Annotated in this window: 18 protein-coding genes; 11 read left to right on the forward strand and 7 right to left on the reverse strand. The window is 65.5% G+C overall.

Annotated elements, in window-relative coordinates:
* The first annotated feature begins 3 nt into the window (after positions 1-3).
* From ACTJK6_RS12295 to ACTJK6_RS12335, 9 genes are all read left to right on the forward strand, one after another.
* Positions 4-639 (forward strand): 2-hydroxychromene-2-carboxylate isomerase, encoded by a 636-nt coding sequence (locus ACTJK6_RS12295; protein ID WP_414561732.1) that lies wholly within the window; start codon positions 4-6, stop codon positions 637-639.
* A complete protein-coding gene (locus ACTJK6_RS12300; protein ID WP_232039952.1) occupies positions 632-1336 on the forward strand; it encodes a Crp/Fnr family transcriptional regulator in 705 nt (234 codons plus the stop codon). Before ACTJK6_RS12295 ends, ACTJK6_RS12300 begins: the two co-directional genes overlap by 8 nt.
* A gap of 160 nt (positions 1337-1496) precedes the next feature.
* Positions 1497-2483, forward strand: a complete 987-nt coding sequence (locus ACTJK6_RS12305; RefSeq protein ID WP_440839152.1) for a 3-oxoacyl-[acyl-carrier-protein] synthase III C-terminal domain-containing protein — start codon at positions 1497-1499, stop codon at positions 2481-2483.
* Complete coding sequence (locus ACTJK6_RS12310; RefSeq protein ID WP_433867793.1) at positions 2480-3493, forward strand: NAD-dependent epimerase/dehydratase family protein; 1014 nt, start codon at positions 2480-2482, stop codon at positions 3491-3493. The genes ACTJK6_RS12305 and ACTJK6_RS12310 overlap by 4 nt, the downstream gene beginning before the upstream one ends.
* Positions 3471-4277 carry an MBL fold metallo-hydrolase gene (locus tag ACTJK6_RS12315; protein ID WP_440839153.1) on the forward strand — a complete coding sequence of 269 codons (807 nt, stop codon included), beginning with the start codon at positions 3471-3473 and terminating at the stop codon, positions 4275-4277. The genes ACTJK6_RS12310 and ACTJK6_RS12315 overlap by 23 nt, the downstream gene beginning before the upstream one ends.
* Entirely contained in the window at positions 4274-5584 is a 1311-nt protein-coding gene (locus ACTJK6_RS12320; protein WP_440839154.1) for a F390 synthetase-related protein, read from the forward strand. The genes ACTJK6_RS12315 and ACTJK6_RS12320 overlap by 4 nt, the downstream gene beginning before the upstream one ends.
* Positions 5581-6204, forward strand: coding sequence for a phosphatase PAP2 family protein (locus tag ACTJK6_RS12325; RefSeq protein ID WP_440839155.1), 624 nt, complete (start codon positions 5581-5583; stop codon positions 6202-6204). Before ACTJK6_RS12320 ends, ACTJK6_RS12325 begins: the two co-directional genes overlap by 4 nt.
* Positions 6201-7331, forward strand: a complete 1131-nt coding sequence (locus ACTJK6_RS12330) for a sterol desaturase family protein (protein ID WP_440839156.1) — start codon at positions 6201-6203, stop codon at positions 7329-7331. Before ACTJK6_RS12325 ends, ACTJK6_RS12330 begins: the two co-directional genes overlap by 4 nt.
* A complete protein-coding gene (locus ACTJK6_RS12335; RefSeq protein ID WP_440839157.1) occupies positions 7315-8406 on the forward strand; it encodes an acyl-CoA desaturase in 1092 nt (363 codons plus the stop codon). The genes ACTJK6_RS12330 and ACTJK6_RS12335 overlap by 17 nt, the downstream gene beginning before the upstream one ends.
* Before the next feature lie 22 nt (positions 8407-8428).
* On the opposite strand, the gene ACTJK6_RS12340 is transcribed toward ACTJK6_RS12335, so the two are convergent.
* The gene (locus ACTJK6_RS12340; RefSeq protein WP_440839158.1) at positions 8429-9211 is read right to left on the reverse strand and encodes an alpha/beta fold hydrolase; all 783 of its coding nucleotides are present in this window, start codon (positions 9209-9211) and stop codon (positions 8429-8431) included.
* Positions 9212-9269: 58 nt separating this feature from the next.
* On the reverse strand, positions 9270-9521 hold the full coding sequence (locus ACTJK6_RS12345; RefSeq protein WP_027679343.1) for a hypothetical protein: 252 nt from the start codon (positions 9519-9521) through the stop codon (positions 9270-9272).
* Positions 9522-9849: 328 nt separating this feature from the next.
* Here ACTJK6_RS12345 and ACTJK6_RS12350 point away from each other — a divergent pair, with 328 nt between their 5' ends.
* Together ACTJK6_RS12350 and ACTJK6_RS12355 are read left to right on the forward strand one after the other, a co-directional pair.
* Positions 9850-10248 (forward strand): cupin domain-containing protein, encoded by a 399-nt coding sequence (locus ACTJK6_RS12350; RefSeq protein WP_252694495.1) that lies wholly within the window; start codon positions 9850-9852, stop codon positions 10246-10248.
* Positions 10249-10283: 35 nt separating this feature from the next.
* The gene (locus tag ACTJK6_RS12355; RefSeq protein WP_440839159.1) at positions 10284-11330 is read left to right on the forward strand and encodes an alpha/beta fold hydrolase; all 1047 of its coding nucleotides are present in this window, start codon (positions 10284-10286) and stop codon (positions 11328-11330) included.
* A gap of 27 nt (positions 11331-11357) precedes the next feature.
* Here ACTJK6_RS12355 and ACTJK6_RS12360 read toward each other — a convergent pair whose 3' ends face one another.
* The 5 genes from ACTJK6_RS12360 to ACTJK6_RS12380 form a co-directional block, all read right to left on the reverse strand.
* Complete coding sequence (locus ACTJK6_RS12360; protein WP_440839160.1) at positions 11358-12311, reverse strand: AEC family transporter; 954 nt, start codon at positions 12309-12311, stop codon at positions 11358-11360.
* Positions 12312-12457: 146 nt separating this feature from the next.
* Entirely contained in the window at positions 12458-13342 is an 885-nt protein-coding gene (locus tag ACTJK6_RS12365) for a LysR family transcriptional regulator (protein WP_440839161.1), read from the reverse strand.
* An 84-nt stretch (positions 13343-13426) separates the two neighbouring features.
* On the reverse strand, positions 13427-14164 hold the full coding sequence (locus ACTJK6_RS12370) for an aspartate/glutamate racemase family protein (protein ID WP_440839162.1): 738 nt from the start codon (positions 14162-14164) through the stop codon (positions 13427-13429).
* A gap of 30 nt (positions 14165-14194) precedes the next feature.
* Positions 14195-15610 (reverse strand): dihydropyrimidinase, encoded by a 1416-nt coding sequence (gene hydA, locus ACTJK6_RS12375; protein WP_260801384.1) that lies wholly within the window; start codon positions 15608-15610, stop codon positions 14195-14197.
* 21 nt (positions 15611-15631) lie between these two features.
* Positions 15632-16360, reverse strand: coding sequence for a maleate cis-trans isomerase family protein (locus tag ACTJK6_RS12380; protein WP_322017811.1), 729 nt, complete (start codon positions 16358-16360; stop codon positions 15632-15634).
* Positions 16361-16431: the final 71 nt, after the last annotated feature.

The raw sequence follows: 16431 nt of genomic DNA on the forward strand, positions 1-16431 counted from the left end.
TGCATGCCCACCACCGTCGATTGGTTCTTCGATGTCATCTCGCCGTTTGCCTACCTGCAGCTGGAGCAGTTCGATGCGCTGCAGGAGGCCAATGACATCGTCATCCGCCCGCGCCCGCTGGTGCTGGGTGCGATCCTGCATCACTGGGGGCAGAAGGGCCCGGCGGAGATCACCTCCAAGCGCGTGTTCACGTACCGGCACGCGCTGTTTCGCGCGCAGCAGCTCGGCATTCCGTTTCGCATGCCACCTGCGCACCCGTTCAATCCGATCAAGGCATTGCGGCTGACGATTGCGATGGGTGGCTCGCTCGATGCCGTGCGCGCGGTGTTCCGGCATATCTGGCGCGATGGCAACGATGTGGCATCGCCCGAAGGCTTTGCCGCGCTGTGCGAGGCGGTCAGCTTTGCAGAAGGCGCCGCCGCTGTCGAACAGCCCGCCGTGAAAGACGCGCTGCGTGCACACACCGACGCGGCCATCGCGCTTGGCGTGTTCGGCGTGCCAACGCTGGTGCACGACGGCGAACTGTTCTGGGGGGAAGACGCGACCGACATGTTCCTGCAAAGCCTGCGCACCGGCTGGCTCTCCACGCCCGAAGCGCAGCGCGTGAGCACGCTGCCGGTGGGCATTCAGCGTGGCTGAACACGACACCAATTCGCGCCCCGGCATCAGCCGCGCACGGCTGGCGCATATCGCGGCGTGGTCGATCGACCTGCCCGCGGAAGAAGCCGACCGCGCCTGCGCCGGCATCGTTGAGAAAACCTACGCGCGCGGCGCCTGCATCTGTCCGAAAAACACATTGCTGGAAAGCTGGACGGGCGTGGTCACGGGCCTCATCAAGATCGGCACGGTGTCGCCCGAGGGGCGCAGCGTCACGTTTACGGGTGTGCCGGCCGGCGGCTGGTTTGGCGAAGGCACGGTGCTCAAGAACGAGCCGCGTCGCTACGACATCGTTGCGCTGCGCGACACGCGCATGGCCTTCATGGACCGCGCCACCTTCATGTGGCTGGTGGAAAACAGCGTGGCATTCAACCGCTTCCTGGTCAAGCAGCTCAACGAGCGGCTCGGGCACTTCATGGCGCTGCTGGAATACGACCGGCTGCTGGATGTCACGCCACGGCTGGCGCGTTGCATTGCGTCGCTGTTCAACCCGGTGCTCTACCCGGGCGCGGGCGACCACCTGGAGATCACGCAGGAAGAACTCGGCCTGCTTTCTGGCATGACGCGGCAGGTGGCCAACCAGTCGCTCAAGGCCCTGGAGAAGGACGGCGTGGTCCGGCTGGAATACGGCGGCGTGACGGTCGTCGACCTCGATCGGCTGCGTAGCTACGGCACCTGAAGACGCCACCATTATTAACGAATCTTCATCCGGCAGAGCAGGCCGCACCCGCTAGAATCGCGGCACAACAAGACAAGATCATTACGCTGCGGCATGCGCCTCGCGCGCTCAGCAGCCGGAAGAGGGAACAGGGCAACGTACGCCGTGCGTGCCTGCATCTATGCTGCCGATTCATCTGCTTTCCACCGGCAAGGCACTGCCGGAACAACAAGTCACGTCCGCTGAACTGGATGCCCGCCTGGGCCATCGGGCAGGCTACGTACGCAAGAAATCCGGTATCGACGTCCGTCACCATGCCACGCTGGGCGAGCACCAGTCGGAACTCGCCGGTGCTGCCGTGCGCGATGCGCTGCGCCGCGCCGATGTTCCGGCCGCGTCCATCGACCTGTTGATCTCCGCCTCGGGCGTGCAGGAACAGGCGCTGCCTAACACGGCCGCGCGCATCTTGGAGCACGCCGGGCTGCCCGCCGGCACGCCCGCGTTTGACGTCAACGCCAGTTGCCTGAGCTTCCTCACGGCGCTGCATGTGGCAAGTAGCCTGCTGACCACGGGCGCGTACAAGCGCATCGCCGTGGTGGCGTCCGACCTGGCCTCACGCGGCATCGACTGGGACGATGCCGAGACCGCGTTGATCTTCGGCGATGGCGCAGCGGCGGTCATCGTTGAAGCGGCGCCTACGGTGTCCGGCACGGGCATCCACGCCTACCGCATGGAGACCTACCCCGCCGGCAAAGCCTATTGCGAAATCCGCGCGGGCGGCACGCGCCGCAACCCGCGCACCGGTGCGCAACCCACCGATTACCTGTTCCACATGGATGGCAAGCGCGTATTCAAGCTCGCCTCGCAATTGATGGACGGGTTCCTGGATCGCCTCTTCGCGGGCAGCCATTACACGCTGCACGACATGCATGTCGTCGTGCCGCATCAGGCGAGCCACCTTGGGATGCAGCATCTACGCAAACGGCTGGGCGTGCCGGAAGCCAGCGTGGTCGATATCTACGCGCAGCACGGCAACCAAGTAGCCGCGTCGATTCCCACGGCGCTGCATGAAGCCGTGACGACCCAACGCATCGAGCCCGGCAAGCCGGTTCTGCTGGTCGGCACGGCGGCCGGCCTGACGCTCGGCGGCATGGTGCTGACGCTATGACGACGCTGGTGACAGGCGCTACGGGTGGGCTCGGCCGCAACGCAGTCGATGCACTGCTCGCGCAAGGCGCCCGCGTGCGCGCGACGGGCCGCGATGCCGCGCAACGCCACGCTTTTGCCGCCCGTGGCGCCGACTATGTGCCAGCCGATTTGGCACAACTGACACCGGCCACGCTCGATGCGCTGCTCGATGGTGTCGATACGGTCTGGCATTGCGCGGCGCTGTCATCGCCCTGGGGCGCGTATGAGGACTTCTACGCGGCCAATGTGCGCGCAACGGCCGCTCTGGCCGAAGGTGCCGTCAAGCGTGGCGTCCGCCGCTTCTTGCATATCTCCACGCCGTCGATCTATTTCGACTACCAGCATCACGCCGATCTGCCGGAGAGCTATCGCCCTGCGCGCTTCGCCAATCATTACGCGGCGACGAAGATGCTGGCAGAGGCGGCCATCCAGCAGCAGGCCGCCACGCAGCACCGCACGCACTTCGTCATCCTGCGGCCACGCGGGCTGTTCGGCCCGCATGACCGCGTGGTGCTGCCGCGCATCCTGCATCTTCTGGAACTGCGCGGCGGCGTGCTGCCGCTGCCTCGTGGCGGCGCGGCGCGCATGGACCTGACGTACCTGGAAAACGTGGTGCATGCCATGCAATGCGCCACCACAGCGAGCGTGCCTTCCGGCGCCGCCTACAACATCACCAACCACGCACCGGCCACGCTGCGCGATCTGCTCGATCAATTGCTGGGGCAACAGCTCGGCCTGCGTTACCGCATCCGCGCTGTGCCGTATCCGGCGATGGCATTGGCCGCACGCGTCATGGAAGCCGGCAGCGCTCTCACGCGTCGCGAGCCGCTGCTCACACGCTACAGCGCCGCCGCCCTGCACTACGACATGACGCTCGCCAACGACCGCGCGCGCATCGAACTCGGCTACGTGCCGCCCATCGACATGGCCGAAGGCATCCGCCGCACGGCCCATTGGTTACGTGAACATGGCAACGTTGTCCGTTTTTGAAGCCGGCTACTGCACGCACACCGCGTGCGTGGCACTGCGCGGCGCAGGCCTGCGCACCTGCGCCTTCCCCGCACGCGCATGGCTGATCGAAGCGGCAGGCCGCCGCTGGCTGTGGGACACGGGCTATGCCTCGCATTTTCATGACCACACGCGCAGCGGCTTGTTTGCAATCTATCGCAAGGTCACGCCGGTGTATTTCGATACATCGGAATCCATGGCAGCACAGCTCGCACAACATGGCATGCGCCCGGCTGACCTGGATGGATTGATCGTCTCGCACTTCCACGGTGACCACGTTGCCGGCCTGCGCGACTTTCCGGGCGTGCCCGTCATCTGCTCCGGCGAGGGATGGATGCACCTGCGCGCGCTGCGTGGTGTTTCCGCGTTGCGGCGCGCTTTCGTGCCGGGTCTGATTCCCGAAGATTTTGAAACGCGCACGCGCTTTGTTGAGCAGTTCGAGCAGGTTGCGCTGCCGCCGGAGCTGGCGCCGTTCACTTCCGCGCGGGCCTTGCCCGACAGCAACGGCGACGTGCTGCTCGTGCCGCTGCCTGGCCACGCCGCCGGACACCTCGGCGCGTTCGTGCGCACGCAGGAAGGCTGGGTGCTGCTGGCCGCCGACGCCGCCTGGTCGCCGCTGAGCTATCGCGAGCTGCGCGGGCCGTCGGTGCTCGCATATTCCATCATGGAAGACCGCCATGCCTACCTCGATACGCTGCGCAAACTGCACGCACTCGATGCCGGCGGCCATGTGCGCATCCTGCTCACACACGAGGGGGCGTTGTGACGGCGTTGCACCACCTGCTGTGGTCGTACTGGCAAACGCGCCGGTTGCGGCTGGCTGATCGCGCTGCGCTGGAAGCGCATCAACAGCGGCAAATCAAGCGCTTCACGCAACGCGTGCTGACCCGCAGCCCGTATTTCCGCACGTTCGCATCGAAGCCGATGCACGAGTGGCCGTTGATGGACAAGGCCACGATGATGGCCAATTTCGACGCCATGAACACCGCCGGCCTGCGTCTGGCCGACGTGCTCGCGTGCGCGCAGCAGGCCGAGCAGTCGCGCGATTTCCGGCCGACGGTCGGTGCGTATTCGGTGGGCTTGTCGTCTGGCACATCGGGCGGACGCGGCGTATTTGTCGTCAGCCCGACCGAGCGCGCGCAGTGGGCCGGCATCCTGCTCGCCAAGCTGCTGCCGCGCGGCCTGTTGCATGGCGAACGCGTCGCGCTGTTCCTACGTGCCAACAGCAATCTGTACACGGCCGTGCGCAACCCGTGGCTGACGTTCTCGTTCTTCGATCTGTTTGCGCCGTTCGATTCGCACCGCGCGCCGCTGGAAGCATTGCAGCCGACCATCATCGTGGGGCCCGCGCAGGTGCTGCGTGCGCTCGCCATGGAGAAGCTGGCAGGAAGGATCGACATCGCGCCTGTGCAGGTGCTGTCCGGCGCCGAAGTGCTGGAGCCGATGGACCGCGCACTGCTTGCGCAGGCCTTTGGTAACGTCGGCGAGGTCTATCAGGCCACCGAAGGCTTTCTGGGCGCGACCTGCCCGCACGGCACGCTGCACCTGAACGAGGCGCACGTGCACATCGAGCCGCAATGGCTGGACGCGCGCCGCTTCGTCCCCGTCATTACCGATTTCACACGCAGCACGCAGCCCATCGTGCGCTACCGGCTGGATGACATCCTTATCCGCCGCGACCCGGCGCTGGGCGCTTGCCCATGCGGTAACCCGGCCATGGCCATCGAGCGCATCGAAGGCCGCTGCGACGATACGCTTGTACTGCCCGCGCTCGGCGGCGGTACCGTCACGTTGTTTGCAGACGTGTGTTCGCGGGCGCTGGCACAGGCGCTGCCGCTGCATGCGGATTACCGCCTGGTCCAAACCGATGCGAGCACGCTGGCGTTGTCCATTCATCCGGCCGACCCCGACATTGCACGCGCGTGCCAGACGCACCTGGCCAATGTCTTCGCGTGCCAGGGCGTCGATGCATCGCGCGTGACGTGGCACGCCACGCCCGAGCGCATTGCCACTGATCTCACCACCAAGCGCCGCCGCATCGTTCGACTCAAAGTGTCAGGAGCGGCACGATGAGCCCGCTTGCCACGCGCCTGCGTCATATGGCCCTGGGCTGGTGTTCAGTGGGCCTCGTCTATGGCATTTGCGGGGCGCTGCAAGGCGTTGGCACGGTCGTGCCAGAAACCGCGTTGGACCGCGCCATTCCGTTCAGCACGTCAGGCATCTGGCTGTACGTGTCGTTCTTCGCGTTGATTCCGCTGGCGTATCTGCTGGCCGACATGTCGCGCCTGCCCTGGCTGGAACGCGCCATGCAGATGAGTGCGCTCGTGAGCGGCGCAGTCTTCATGCTGTGGCCGACCACGCTGCACTACCCGCCGCTGACGGACGCATCGCTGCCCGGCAGCGTGCAGCGCATGCTGATCGCCATGGACTCGAGCCAGAACTGCCTGCCCTCGCTGCATGGGGCGCTCACACTGCTCTCGGTGTGGGCGCTGGCCGATTCGCGCAGGCCGATGCGCACGGCGCTCGCCGCAGCCTGGGGCCTCGGCATTCTGTACGCCACGATCCAGACGCGCCGGCACGTTGCCCTCGATCTGTCTGCAGGCGTGGCCGTGGGCGTGCTGTGCGGCGCGGCTGTCCGTCTATGGTTGGCGCGACGCGCGTCAACGCTCTCCATCGAACCGGTGTCCACATGAATGCCTTTGCCCTGCCGCTTGCATTGATGCTCGGCTGCGTGTTGCTGGAACTGGCTGCGCTCAAGTGGTGGCGCGGCCAGCCGGTGCCGTGGCGCGACGTCATCCTCAATCTGAACTCGGGCCACGTGCTGATGTGGCTGTGCCGCGGCGTGGAAGTCGCTGGCTTTACGTGGCTATATGCCCATGCCAGCCTGCATTGGGTGGATGGCTGGCACCCGATTGCGGGCTGGGCCTTTGCCTTTGTCGCGTGGGATCTCGGCTTCTACTGGCTCCACCGCACGCACCACAAGCTGGGCTTTCTGTGGGCGATCCATGCGGTGCATCACGAGGGCGAGCATTTCAACCTGTCGCTGGGCGTGCGCAACGCGTGGCTGTCGTCGCTGACATCGCTGCCGTTTTTCGTCCCGCTGGCGCTGCTGGGTGTTACGCCGGAGATGTTCGTGGCCGTGTCGGGCCTGCATTACTCGGTGCAGTTCTACAACCACTGCGGACTGGTCGGCCGCTCGGGCGTGCTCGACCGCTTCATGGTCACACCCGCCAACCACCGCGTGCATCACGGCTGCAACCCGGAATACATCGACCGCAACTTCGGCGGCACGCTGCTCCTCTGGGACAAGCTGTTCGGCACGTATCAGCGCGCGTTGCCCGACGTACCCATCCGCTATGGCGTGCACAGGCCCACCCACAGCGACAATCCGTTCTGGGCCAACGTGGTGCCGGTATTGCAATGGATGGGGTTGCGTACGCCGCATTTGCAACGCGATACGCGTGCCACGCCGGCCGGCTGGATCGCCACCGGCGGTGTGCTGCTGTTTGGCGTGGTGATCGACTATGTGCGCACCGATGGCCTGTGGCCCGAACACTGGCAAGCGGTCTGGTTCACCCTCATCCTGCTGCTCACGTTGGCGCTGGGCGGTTTGTCCGACGGGCGCGGTTGGGGCCGCTGGCTTTGGCCGCCGCTGGCGCTCGCACTCCCCGTGCTGATGATCGGCATATGCGGCGCGGGCGATGCATTGTCCGACACGTTGGCCGTTGCGCTCGGGTTGCATGGTCTTGCTTGTGGACTGTGGCATGCGCTGCGGACCGAATCGCCGCTCTCTTCGTCGCCGCATGCCGAATCTCGCTAAGCTCCGCTACGCTTCACCGCGCTCGTCATCACTCGCCGACGATTTGCGCCGTGCCGCGCACGACCACCTGCAGGCATGCAGCGACCATCGCTTTGCCGATGCGCAGTTCATTGCCAAGGGCACCTTCCTCGTTGTGGTATCCGCGCTGTTGTATGGCGCCATGGTCACGGCCACGAATGCGACGGCTTTCGTGCTCGCCTACATGGCCTTTCCGTTCATCGCGATGCTGCTGGCCATGAACGTGCTGCACGACGGCGCACACCGGGCGCTCTCGCCCTGGGCATGGTTGGATGGCCTCATGACGCGTGTGACCGCCATCCCGCTCGGCATCGAACCGGCCTACTGGACGGTGCGCCACGTGCACTATCACCACGCGCATGCCAACGTGGAGCACTACGATCTGGACACCGCTGCAAACCGGTTCCTGCGGCAGACGCCCTTTCAGCCGTGGTATCCGCAGTTTCGCTATCAGCATCGCTACTGGCCGCTGATTGCCGCGCTGTCGTTGCCATACATCAACTGGATCTACGACTGGTCGGATCGCCTTGGCCTCACGCCGCTGGCGGCGGATCGCGTGTTGCCCGGCCTGCGCGGCTGGGCGACGTTCCTGTCTGCGAAGGCGTTGCACTTGCTCATTGCGGTGGCGGTGCCCGCCTGGGTGGCACATCGGCTCGGCCTCGGCTGGGGCTGGGTGGCGCTTGGCTACTTCGCAGGGCAGATGCTGGCTTCATGCGTGCTGGTCGCTCTGATTCTTGGCACGCATTGGGCGGATGTGACGTTCTATCTGCCGCCCGAATCGGGCCAGTTGCCGCACACGTGGCACGAGCATGCATTCCACACCGCGTGCGACTGGCAACCGCAACCGGCGTGGATCGGCTATTGGCTCGGCGGCCTGAACTGGCACCTGACGCATCACCTCTTCCCGACCTATAGCCATCGGCACTATCCAGCGCTGGCCGCACGTGTGGCCGAGGTGGCGCGCGCCCATGGGCTTGACTACCGCGCGCTCACCTACCGGGAGTTGCTGACTGCGCAGCAGACCTTCCTGCGCGCCATGGGCCAACGCCCGAACTGACGCGCAGGCAACGCGCGCGGCCTCAGTTGCGGGCCCCTACCGCGTGCACCGCATCGAGAATCACCTTTGCCACATCCTGGGGCCGCGACTGCTGCGGGACGTGGCTCGTCGGCAGCGTCGTCACCTTGGCGCCAATCTTCCTGGCCATGGCACGCTCCAGGTCGGGCTGGATCATCCGGTCGTGCGCGCTGACGATGAACCACGACGGCTTGCTCTGCCACGCCGCCACCGTGGTGCGCTCGGCAAATGCCGTCGCCTTGATGGGCCCTTGCGTGGCGGCCATCACGCGCGCCTGGGCAGCGGGCACATCCTGGGCAAAGTCGCTCGCCAGCGCCTCGGCGGGCAGTGACAGATAGCCGTTGGCATCGGCCACCAGCTTGCCGATACCCGGCGCGGGCGCGTAGTCCTTGCCCACTTCTTCCGTCGACTGCCCGGCGTCCGGCGCGAATGCGGCCACATACACCAGCCCGGCAACCTTGCTGTCCGCGCCGGCTTCGGTGATGACCGTGCCGCCCCACGAGTGCCCCACCAGCACGACCTTGCCCGGCTGGTTGCCGATGGCGCGGCGCGTGGCAGCCACGTCGTCGGCCAGCGAGTTCAGCCCGTTCTGCACCGCCTGCACCTTCACGCCCTTGGCCTGCAGCAGCGGGATCACCTTGGCCCAGTCGGACCCATCGGCAAAGGCGCCGTGCACGATCACGACGGAAGGTTGATCGGCGTCGGCTGCCGTAGCGGCCAACAGGGGCGCACTGGCGGCCATGCCAAGTGCCAGCGCTGCGATGGAGACGGCTTTGCGGTTGAACATGTCGGGTCCTTGTTGTCTGTTCGGTTCTCAGTGGGATGGGTTGCGCGATGCCGCCGCGTCAGGCGTGCGCGCCGTCGTAGTACGGATTCGCGCTGCGGGCACCGTCGGTGTAAATGTCGGTGGAGCGCGCACCGTCCGTATAGACGTCGGACGAACGCGCGCCCTCGGTGTAGGCATCCACCGCGCTTTGCACGGCGCGGGCGCCTTCGGTGTAAGGGTCGCGTGCACCGACGGATGAAGCGGCTTGCGCGCCGGCAGCGGCCACAGCGAGAGCAACAACAGCGAGGGTCTTGGCGAGATTGCGGGTCATGATCGTTTTCCTTTGAACGGTTGGTTTGGGATTGCGCGGCCTGCCGGTGCTTTGCGTTGCGTTGGCTCGGCGTCTTGGCCACGGAATGCATTTAAGTCGCCTCACGTATCCGCCACGTAGCGACCTGCCGCCCGTTTTGTCTGGGCATGTACCGGAGCCGCCGCCGGATACAGACGCATACAAAACCCCATCCATCAATCCCATTGCTACAAAGCAATACAAATCGGCGGCATCGTGAAACCGACCGGATACATCGCGGGCGCCCAATGCTGGAAACGAGGTGAGCAAGACCCGGCCTCGTCATCCATCCTTGATCACTGGAGCCCTCATGCAACCGACCCGATTGACCGCAACGTTGCTCGTACTGGCAGGCGCCCTGGGCGCGCACAACGCATTTGCGCAAGCCGCAGGCCTGCATCGGACCGATCTCGTCCACCACGACCTGAGCGTGCCAAGCCGCGAAACCCTGCAAGTGCGCGTGGATTTTGATGAGCGTGCATTCGCCCCCGCGCATGTCCACCCCGGCGAGGAAATCGCCCACGTCCTGCAAGGCACGATCGAATACCGGCTGGATGGTCAGCCCCCCGTGACGCTGCAGACCGGCGATTCGTTGTTCATTCCGGCCGGCGTTGCGCACTCAGCAAGAAACGTTGGCAGCGGCAAGGCATCGGAACTGGCCACGTATGTCGTGAAGTCCGGTGAGCCGCTGGTCAAGCTCGTTCACTAATCCCCTGCCCCATCCACCCAAAAGAGAGAACTCCCATGTCGAACCCCGTCAACCTTCGCCGTCGCCGCCTTCTGGGCACCACCATCGCCAGCATTGGCGTGCTCGATCTCGGGCTGGCCGAACTTGTGCATGCGCAACCGGCACCGTCCTCCAGCGCAAGCACGCTGCTGGCCGGGCAGGCCAACCCCTTCGGCACGCTGCAGCAGATCGATGCCGGCGTGCTCAACATCGGCTACGCAGACCTGGGGCCGAAGAACGGCCCCGTGATGATCCTGCTGCATGGCTGGCCCTATGACATCTACAGCTATGCGGAGGTGGCGCCCGCGCTTGCGGCGGCAGGCTATCGCGTGCTGGTGCCGTACCTGCGCGGCTATGGCACGACGCGCATCCGCTCGGCAGACACACCGCGCAACGGGCAGCAGGCCGCGCTGGCCGCCGACATCATCGCTTTCATGGACGCGTTGAACATCAAGCAGGCGCACTTTGGCGGTTACGACTGGGGGGCGCGCACGGCGGACATCATCGCGGCGCTGTGGCCGGAACGCTGCAAGACGCTGGTGTCCGTCAGCGGCTACCTGATCGGCAGCCAGGAGGCGAACCGCAAGCCGCTGCCGCCGGCTGCGGAATTTGCGTGGTGGTACCAGTTCTATTTCACGACGGAGCGCGGCGCGCAGGGCTACGCCGCCAACTGCAAGGAATTCAACCGCCTGATCTGGAAGCTGGCGTCGCCCACCTGGAAGTTTGACGACGCCACGTACGACCGCAGCGCCACCGCGTTCGACAACCCAGATCACGTGGACATCGTCATCCACAACTACCGCTGGCGCCTGGGGCTGGCGCAGGGCGAAGCAAAGTACGACGCGCTGGAACAACGCCTGGCCGCGGGCCCGGCCATCACCGTGCCGACCATCACCATGGAAGGCGACGCCAACGGCGCACCGCACCCGGAGCCGTCGGCCTATGCGAAGAAGTTCACGGGCAAGTACCAGCACCGGAACATCGGTGGCGGTATCGGACACAACCTGCCGCAGGAAGCACCGAAGGCGTTTGTGCAGGCCATGCTGGACGTTGTGCACCTCTGAACCGGCAAGCCTTTTGACGCTTCTGGCTCACAGCGCCGAGAGCAACCCTTCGGGTAATCCGCGCGTCAGGGCCAGCAGCGTCATCACGGCCGGCATGGCTGCCGCGGCCATCACCGTCTGCGCCGCGGTGATGCCCGCCATGAGCGGCGCGTCACCGCCCAGCTGGCGCGCCATGATGTACGACGAAGACGCCGTGGGCAGCGCCTGGAACAGCAGCGCCACGATCAATGCAGCATCGGTCAGGCTCAATGCGTGGCCAACGGCCAGCGTCAACGCGGGCATGGCCAGAAACTTGATGATTGACGACACGACCACCGGCTGCGCCCACGAACGCACGCCGCTGAAGTTCAGCGCAGCGCCCACACACAACAGCCCCAGCGGCATCGATGCCAGGCCGAGCGCCCGCACCGCCGGCTCGATCGCCCCAGGCATCTGCAGCCCCAAGGCCTGCATGGCAATGCCCAGCGTGCAAGCCACCACCGGCGGATTCGTCACGATCTGACGCACCAGCGCACGCCCACCGAGGCGCACCGAGCCATAGCGGGCGAAGACCAGCACGCACAGCAGATTGACTGTTGGCACGATCGCCGCGTTGCATACCGCAGCCAGCGCAATCCCCTTGGCCCCGAAGAGGCCCGTGGCGAGCGACACGCCTACGTAGTTGTTGAACCGCACTGCGCCCTGAAACACCGACGTGAACGCCGCACCGTCCACCTGCATCCATGGCCGGGCCAGCATCAGTGCGACCGCCACCAGCAATGTCGCACCGATCAACGTCAGCACCAGCGGCAGCACGGGCAAAGACTGCATGTGTGCCGTGGCCAGACCATGCATGAATAGCGACGGCAACAGAACGTAGTAGCAGAGCCGCTCGGCCTGCGGCCAGAAGCTTTCGGCGAGGAAGGCGGAGCGCTTGAGCCAGTGGCCGAGCGCAACCAGAAGGGCGACAGGCGCGAGCGCGAGCAGGATGGCAGCGGTCATGGCCGTGCTCCCGCACCGTGGCGTACCCGCAATGTGGATGAGAGGCAGAGGAACGTGCGGAACGACATGAGGCGCTCGAAGAAAATCAGGAACAGCGCCAAGCTATCACGCAGTCACAGCAGCAATAATTGTTATTTATCTGGCGATCAATGAGAAATTCTCATTGCAGAAGCGACGACGGCGTCGGCCAATGCCTGGGTAAAGCGCTGCGAAGCCCGCGATTGGTGTTCAAGCAGCACCACTGCCCGATGCAATTGCGGTTGCCCGAATGGCAGACGGGTAACAGGCGGCAATTGCGTCAGCTCCGAATCGGAAAGGGCCACCACGGCGGCACCCAATCCGCTGGCCACCATGCGCACGATCGTGTCCTTGTTGTCGAGCACCATCTCTTCGCGCACCTTCACGCCCAGGCGCCGCAGCTCCGAGGCAATCATGCGGCCGGCCCAGGCTTGCGCATCAAAGCGGATAAACGGCAGCTCGGTCAGCAGCGCGCGCGCATCATGCTCGGCATATTGGGCAGGGGCGAGCAGCCAGAAGCGGTCTTCATAGAGCGTCGACCAGACCAGCTCCGCCGGATGCGGCCGCACAGGGTGCGACGTGATCGCGGCATCCAGCTCGCCGTCAGCCACGCGTTGCGCAAGCTCGGCCGACATGCCGGCGGCCACGTGCACGCGCAGGGCGGGATGCGCCGTCCGCAGGGCCAGCAGCGCATTGGGCAGCGGCCCCGATAGCGCGGTCTGAATGGCGCCAATGCGCAACCGCCCGACCAGCGCACGCTCATCGCTCAGCGCGTCGGGAATGCGGTCATACAGTGCGAGGATCTGTTCAGCCTGGGCGAGCACGATGCGGCCCGCCTCTGTCAAAGCGGGCTCGCGGCGCGAGCGGTCGAACAGGCGGACGTTGAACTCCTCCTCCAGCGACTTGACCTGCAGGCTGACGGCCGACTGCGTGAGCCCGATCGCCTCGCCAGCACGCGCAAACGTGCGGTGGCGGGCGATGGCAACGAGCGTTCTCAAGGCGCGGAGAGACATGGCGGAAGCGAAGGCGGATCGGCAGATAGCGCATCGTACCTCTGGCCACACCGGCCCGCCTTCCAGGGCGGTGAGACAAACCGCCTACGCCAGCATGGCAGCCAGCGCAGGAGGCAACCCGTGGTTGGGCTTGTGCGGCGGACGCGCAAAGCTGCCGTCCGCTGCGCCGTTCGGGGCAAGCGCAATCAGGCTCTCGCAATGGCGGATGGCGCTGGAGACGCCATCCACAACGGGCACGGGAATGCGGTCCTTGAGTGTGCGCGCCAGCCCGGCAAGCGGTGCGCCGGCCACGATGATCACGTCTGCGCCGTCTTCACGCACTGCCTGCAGGCTCAGTTCTTCAAGGCGTGCCGCGTGGTCTTCCTGCACGCTGCCGATGTCGCGCAGCGGCTGCTGCAAAGATCGCACGCTCGCCAGCCGCGACGCCAGCCCATTGGCCGCTACACATTCGCGGTACCACGCCTGGATACGGCTCGAAATCGCGATGATTGAAAAGCGCTGACCAAGCAGACAGGCGCTGGCCAGCGCCGCTTCGGTCATGCCGACCACCGGCACGTTGCACAGCTCCTTGATGCCAGCCAGGCCGGGATCTCCGAACGCCGCCACGACCACGCCGTCGAATTGACCGGCGTGTTCGGCAACGACGCACGCGGTGGCATAACCCCCCACCAGTGCTTCGAAGCGCGTTTCGATATAGGCCACGCCAAATGGCGCTGTCGCCATCGTGAGCGTGGTACCGGGTGAAACGGAGCGACGCGCCTCGGCATGAATCAACTCCGTCACGCTCTCGGAGATATTGGGATTGACGACCAGAATACGCATGATGAAATTTTGAGAACCCAACCAGAAACGTCAGACCAGGGACGGCGCACCCGCCGGCAGGAACTGCCCCCGCCCAGGTGCCGGTTCGAGGTACTTGCCGTTTTCGACCAGCATCTCGCCGCGCGAGAAGCAATGCACCGGCCAGCCCGTCACTTCAATGCCTTCATAGGGCGTGTAGTCCACCGCGTGATGCAACGCATCGTTGGTGATGCGCACGCGGCGCTCCGGATCCCACAGCGTGATGTCGGCATCGGCACCCACGGCAATCGTGCCCTTGCGCGGATACAAACCGTACAGACGTGCCGGGCGATACGACGTCAGTTCCACAAACTGATGCAGCGACAGCTTGCCCCGCGCGATGCCATCAAACAGCAACGGCAATCGCGTCTCGATACCGGGTACGCCGTTCGGAATATGGTCGAACGGTTGCGCCTGACCGCCAAGCTTCTTGCCTTCCGGGTCGTCATAGTTGAACGGTGCATGGTCGGAAGAGAACACGCTGAACACGCCCCCTGCAAGCGCGCGCCATACGGCCGCCTGGTTTTCCGGATCGCGCGGCGGCGGGCTGCAGACGCACTTGGCACCTTCGTAGCCATCGTCACCTTGCAGGCCCATGTCTTCGGCGGTCAGGTAGAGGTACTGCGGACACGTCTCGGCCAGGATCTGCAAGCCGCGGCTTTGTGCCCAGCGAATCTGCTCGATGGCTTCTTTTCCGGAGACATGCACGATCAGGATCGGCACGTCCACCAGCTCGGCAAAGGTGATGGCACGGTGCGTGGCTTCACGCTCCACCGCTGCCGGACGCGACAGGCCGTGGAAGCGCGGCGAGATGCGGCCTTCGCCTACCAGCTTTTCGGTCAGCCACGAAATGCAGTCGGCGTTTTCCGCGTGCACCATCACGAGGGCGTTGTTCTGCTTGGCCACGTCCAGCACGTCCAACATTTCGCGGTCGGACAGCTTCAGGTCGTCATACGTCATGTAGACCTTGAACGAGGTGTAGCCCTGGCGGATCAGCTCCGGCAGTTCGTGCTGCAGCACTTCTGGCGTGGGGTCGGCCACGATCAGATGGAAGCCATAGTCGGCCACCGCGCGGCCCTCGGCACGCCGGTGGTAGTCGGCCACCGCCGCCTTGAGCGACCCGCCCTTCTCCTGCGCGGCAAACGGGATCACCGTTGTCGTGCCGCCGCAGATGGCCGCGCGCGTGCCGGTGAAGAAGTCGTCGGCCATGCGCATGCCGTCGGGCATGGGCTGGTCGAGGTGGCAATGGCCGTCGACGCCACCGGGCAGCGCCAGCAGGCCACTGGCATCCATCTCGCGCGCGCCGCGCGGCAAGCCGTGGCCGAGTACGGCGATGCGGCCATCGCGCACACCGATGTCGCAGGTAAAGCGGTCGGATGCGGTGACCACATCCGCATTACGGATCACCAGGTCGAGTTCCGTGGACATGCTTGGCGCTCCCTCATTCCGTTAAGCAACGTCCGCGAACAGGCGACCCCAGCCGCGCAGCTCGCGCGTGTCGACGCCCGCCAGCCGCAGCGATTTCCACACGACGGTCGAGATGGTGTCGTACACCGGGATGCCCGTTTCCGCTTCCAGTGCCTCCACCAGATGCGCCGCGCGCAGGTTCGTGCAGAACGTGGTGATGGCCGCCGGCTTTTTCTGTGCCACCTCGCGCACCAGACTGCGGATCGTGTCTTCTTCCACGTCGGCAAAGCTATGGTTGACGTGCAAGTCCAGATGACGCTCCGCCACGCAGTTGAAGCCGTGGCGCGCGTAGTTCTGCACGATGCGCTGCTGCACGTCATCCAGGTACGGCGTAACGAGGGCGAAATCGCGTGCGCCGGTCTTGGCCAGAATCTCGTTGAGCGCCAGCACAGACGTGGTGGCCGGAATGCCGGTGGCTTCCGTGATCTGGCGGCACAGCGCCTCGTCTTTCTCAAAGCCGAGCCAGCCGGACGACGTGCCGTTCCAGGCGATCACGTCGACGTGCGCGTCGGCCAGCAGCTTGGCGGCGTTCAGGATCTTCTCCAGATCGAACTGCCCCAGCGCCTGGTCGCGCAGCGAGATTTCCGTCACGGTAAAGCGCGAGAAATGCGCGCTCACGTTGGGCAAGCCGCTCACCATGGCGCTGGTAATGGGTTCCAGCGCCGTGTTGGACGATGGCGTGAGCATGCCGAGCTTGATGCGTTTTGTCATGGGAGTCTTCTTCGTGGTTTGCGCGCCCCGGCGCGCAACAGCGGCATCGGGGCCTGCTTGTTATGTTGATG

The organism is Ralstonia sp. 22086, assembly GCF_052045975.1.
Lineage (GTDB): Bacteria > Pseudomonadota > Gammaproteobacteria > Burkholderiales > Burkholderiaceae > Ralstonia > Ralstonia wenshanensis.